This is a genomic window from Streptomyces sp. CO7, from assembly GCF_053474865.1.
The window spans coordinates 130,151-135,024 of sequence record NZ_JBRIOU010000008.1 but is presented as its reverse complement, the minus strand read 5'-3'; the positions used below and the strand labels follow the sequence as shown (position 1 = coordinate 135,024).

The following is a 4,874-nucleotide window of genomic DNA, read 5'->3' as shown; positions in this document are numbered from 1 at the left end:
GACCCGGGCCGGCGCCCGCTCCCGTGCCGGGAGCGGATCCGCGGCCGGGCGGCGGGCCGTAGCCGGGGGGCGGACCGTAGGCGGGACCGGGGCCATGACCGGGCCCGCCGCCGTGGGCGTGGCCGTGCGGCATGCGAGGGCCGCTGGGGGAACGCGGCGGTTCGGGAGGCGGTTGCATGGTGCTCACGGACAGATCATCCCAAGAGTGACAGGGGCCTACTGTTCACCGCGCCCGGCGAGACGCTAGCGTGGGGTCACCTTTGCACACGCGGGAGCTCGGAGCACCGGGCTGAGAGGACGCTGACCTCCGCACCGCCCCTGATCCGGGGCGGGCAGACGATGTTTCACGGGAAACATCGCTACGGAGACCGCTGCGTCGACCGCCGAACCTGTTACCGGGTAATGCCGGCGTAGGGAGTAGGTCTCATGACCGACAAGGACGTACGCACGCCTGCTCGTTGGCACAAGAGCTATGTCGAGGGCTCGCGCCCCGACATCCGCGTGCCGATGCGGCAGATCCACCTCACCAATGGCCGTTCGGTGTCGTTGTACGACACCTCCGGCCCGTACACCGACCCCGCGGCGGCCACCGACGTCCGCCGGGGCCTGCCGTCACTGCGGCAGAACTGGATCGTCGCCCGGGGGGACACCGAGGAGTATCCGGGCCGCCCGGTCCGGCCCGAGGACGACGGGATCCGCCACACCTCGCCGCGTGGCGGGCTGCGGAACCTGGACGCGGTGTTCCCCGGGGCGCCGCGGCTTCCGCGCCGCGGCCGGGACGGCCGTCCGGTCACCCAGCTCGCCTACGCGCAACGCGGCGAGATCACGCCCGAGATGGAGTTCGTCGCCCTCCGGGAGAACGTCGCTCCCGAAGTGGTGCGCGAGGAGATCGCGGCGGGCCGGGCGGTGCTGCCCGCCAACGTGAACCACCCGGAGATCGAGCCGATGATCATCGGCAAGCGGTTCCTGGTGAAGGTCAACGCCAACATCGGCAACTCGGCGGTGACCTCCTCCATCGAGGAGGAGGTGGAGAAGATGACCTGGGCGACCCGCTGGGGCGCCGACACGGTCATGGACCTCTCCACGGGCCGCAACATCCACACCACGCGGGAGTGGGTGCTGCGCAACTCGCCCGTCCCCATCGGCACCGTGCCGCTCTACCAGGCGCTGGAGAAGGTGGAAGGCCGCGCAGAGGAGCTGACCTGGGAGATCTACCGGGACACGGTGATCGAACAGGCCGAGCAGGGCGTGGACTACATGACGGTGCACGCCGGTGTCCGGCTGGCCTACGTGCCGCTGACTGCCGGCCGGAAGACGGGCATCGTCTCGCGTGGCGGTTCCATCATGGCCGCCTGGTGCCTGGCCCACCACCGGGAGAGCTTCCTCTACGAGCACTTCGAGGAGCTGAGCGAGATCCTCGCCGCGTACGACGTCACCTATTCGTTGGGCGACGGCCTGCGTCCGGGATCGATCGCCGACGCCAACGACGAGGCGCAGCTCGCCGAGTTGCGCACCCTCGGGGAGCTCGGCCGCATCGCCAGGCGGTGCGGCGTGCAGACGATGATCGAGGGCCCGGGACACGTCCCGATGCACAAGATCAAGGAGAACATCGACCTCCAGCAGGAGATCTGCGACGAGGCGCCGTTCTACACCCTGGGCCCGCTGACCACGGACATCGCTCCGGGCTACGACCACATCACCTCCGGGATCGGCGCGGCGATGATCGCCTGGTGGGGCACCGCGATGCTCTGCTACGTGACGCCCAAGGAGCACCTGGGCCTCCCCGACCGCGACGACGTCAAGACGGGTGTGATCACCTACAAGATCGCCGCCCACGCCGCGGACCTGGCCAAGGGACACCCGGGCGCCCAGGAATGGGACGACGCGCTCTCCGACGCCCGCTTCGAGTTCCGGTGGGAGGACCAGTTCGACCTCTCCCTGGACCCGGTCACGGCACGGGAGTTCCACGACGAGACGCTCCCGGCCGAGCCTGCGAAGACGGCGCACTTCTGCTCCATGTGCGGCCCGAAGTTCTGCTCGATGCGGATCAGCCGGGACATCAACGAGCGGTTCGGCGGTGACGCGGCAGCGGGTTCGCCGGAGGAGATCGCCGAGGGGATGCTGCAGAAGTCCAAGGAGTTCGCGGCACGCGGCAATCAGGTCTACGTGCCGTTGACCGAGCGGCCCGAGCAGCTGGAGACCGCGGCGGACTGACCGCGAGCCGGTGCGGCGGCGTGCCACGCCGGCCGGGCGCCTGTGCGCGCCCGGCCGGCGTGGCCGCGTCACCTCAGGGGTTGCGACGGTCCCGGCTGGAGAAGTCGGGGCTGCTGTAGCCCGGGCTGCTGAAGCGAGGGCTGGTCATCCGGCCCGGCTCCCGACGGGCGCCGGGGTGGCCGTCCTGGTCGCCCGGCGCGGGCAGCGGTCCGCCCGCCGGGGCGACCCGGGAGGCGGAGGCCGACGCCTTCTCCAGGAAGGGATGGAGACCGAGCTCGCGCAGAGCCTCCAGCCACTCCAGGCGGGCGCGCTCCAGCTCCGCGTCCTGCCGGTGCCGGGGCTCCACGTGGTAGGCCCGGGCGCCGTTGCGCAGCGCGGCGACCAGCAGTCCGGCCGCGGCGGTCAGCAGGCCGCCCGCGGCCAGCGCCCCGAACACCCAGCCGGCGGTCAACAGCGTTCGCGCCATGGCCGGTTCCGGCGTGACCATCTTCAGCACGTAGCCGATCAGCAGCAGCACGACGGCCGACGCCCCCGCCAGCAGGGGGGCCAGGACGACGGCCACGGCGCCCGCGCCGGGGCCGGAGGCGTCGGCCTCCGGCAGAGCGGCGTTCTCCGCGGTGTCGGATTCCGGCTTTCCGGCCGAGTCGGCCAGGCGCCGCAGGCCGTCGCGGAGGTCGAGGTAGTGGCCGTACTCGACGGCCGCCGCCTGGACGATCTCGTCGGCGCAGGCCAGGGCGTGGGTGCGCAGCTGCTCGGTGTTCGGCCGCCCGGTGAGTACCGCCGGGTCGTTGTCGCGCGGGGTCGAGCGCAGAACCTCGTCCAGGGCTCGCTCGAAATCGGGGCGGTCCTCGTTCCGCAGGTGCTGCGGGTGGCTGGTCATCTGCATCCCCCGATGCTCCGTAGGGCTGTGGCTCGGCATGCCGACGAGCCGTCTGGCTGGGACGGAGGGGAGCCTGCTACGGATAGTCCGATGGTAGTGCCGTGGCGGCGGGTAATGACAAGGGGAATTCCGGGAGTTTCCCGGTTTCCTGCCGGATCCACGCCGGATCCGGCAGGAAATGCGACGTATGAACTCCCCTGATGCGCCAGGGAGTTGATCACTGCGTGTGATCAGGAGCCGGGACCGGCGGCGGATGCGCCGGGTCAGGCGACGGGCAGGCGCCGCACCAGGAGGGTGCCGGCCATGGTGACGCCGCCGTCCATGGCGACGGCCAGGCCGTCGGCATAGATGTGCGGTCCGTCGATCGGGGAGCGTCCCGCACCCGATGCGCCGTCCTCCGAGCCGGCCTCGCCGGTGAGGTACGGGATCGGGCTGTGGCCGTGGACGATCCGGGTGCCGCCGTAGGCGTCGAGGAGCTCGCGGGCGGCTTCCACGCCGCCGTCGCGGAAGGCGAACCGCTTGGTGAACTTGCGGAAGAGGTCCCACACCTCGTCCGGGTCGTTGCGGGTCAGCGTCTCCCGGACGGTGTCGTTGACCTCCTCGATGGAGGCGCCGAACTCCAGGTAGGCGGTGGTGTCGGAGTGCAGCAGCAGATGCCCGTCGACCTCCTCCATGGCGGCGAGCCGCGACATCCACTGCAGGTGGTGGTCGCGCAGACGCTCCATGTCCGCCTTCTGGCCGCCGTTGAGCAGCCAGGCGGCCTGGAAGGTGGCGGTGCCCGCGCTGGAGTTGACGGGCGTGTCGCCGTACCGCTTGGCACCGAGCAGAAGGAGCTCGTGGTTGCCGAGCAGCGCCTTGCAGTAGCCGCCCGCGGCCGCGGCCTCGGCCGACAGCCGCATCACGAGGTCGATCACGCCGATCCCGTCAGGGCCCCGGTCGGTGAAGTCGCCGAGGAACCACAGCCGGGTGGTGCCGGCCGACCATTCGCCGTTCGCGTCGACGATGCCCTGCTCGCGCAGCGCGTCGAGGAGTTCGTCCAGGTAGCCGTGGACGTCGCCGACGACGTAGAGCGGGCCGGGGGCGGGCTTGCCCGCGGTCGTCGCCTCGGCGGGACCGGCGGCGGGGGACGGGATGAGCTGCAGCGTGTCGCCGCGGCGGATCACCGGGAGGTCCCGCTCGGTCGGGGTGTAGTCGTCGGCGCCGTGACCAGGGATGTCCTCGGGCGGCACCGAACCGGGGTGCGGTTCCGCCGGGGGCTCGCCGTGCGCGGCGGAGGCCGGCGGCACGGGAGCGGGAGGCATCCCCGCCGCGGTGTGCGGAACGGGTTCGTGGACGTATGCGGGCACCCGGAAGTCGCGCAGCGTCGCCGTGCGCTCCACCTCGGGTCCCCGACCGGCCCCCTGAGTCATCGACCCCTCCACCATCGCGCCGCGTCTGCACCGCATCGGACTGCCTGGTGGCAGCGGCCCGCGGTGCCGTGCGCCCATCATAGGAACGCGGATCGTGCCGTGGGACGACCCAGGGGTGGTGAATCCTGCGGCATGAGGGGATGACGGGCGGGATTTCGGCCGAATCGCACGGTGTGCGCCGGTTGAAGCCCCTCCGGCGGCCGCCGTCCCGCCTCCTGCCGCCCTCCCCGCACGCGTCTTCGCGACGGGCGTGCCCACGGTTCCGCGACGGTCGCCCGCGCGCTCCGCGACCGGCCTGCCGACACACCCGTCACCGAGGACGGGCCCGCCCCTCGACCGGGTCCGTCCTCGTGCGGGCCCGTCCTCGGTGA

The 4,874-nt window shown here is 72.0% G+C and carries 3 protein-coding genes; 1 reads left to right on the top strand and 2 read right to left on the bottom strand.

All coding sequences use genetic code 11. The annotated features are described in order from the left end of the window. Window positions 1–426: 426 nt before the first annotated feature. Window positions 427–2,214 (top strand): phosphomethylpyrimidine synthase ThiC, encoded by a 1,788-nt coding sequence (gene thiC / locus ACOV8S_RS25500; RefSeq protein WP_448320579.1) that lies wholly within the window; start codon window positions 427–429, stop codon window positions 2,212–2,214. Between the two features lie 73 nt (window positions 2,215–2,287). On the opposite strand, the gene ACOV8S_RS25495 is transcribed toward thiC, so the two are convergent. Next, on the bottom strand, window positions 2,288–3,100 hold the full coding sequence (locus ACOV8S_RS25495) for a hypothetical protein (protein ID WP_448320577.1): 813 nt from the start codon (window positions 3,098–3,100) through the stop codon (window positions 2,288–2,290). A 257-nt stretch (window positions 3,101–3,357) separates the two neighbouring features. Beyond that, window positions 3,358–4,518 carry a metallophosphoesterase gene (locus ACOV8S_RS25490; RefSeq protein ID WP_448320870.1) on the bottom strand — a complete coding sequence of 387 codons (1,161 nt, stop codon included), beginning with the start codon at window positions 4,516–4,518 and terminating at the stop codon, window positions 3,358–3,360. Between the last annotated feature and the right edge of the window lie 356 nt (window positions 4,519–4,874).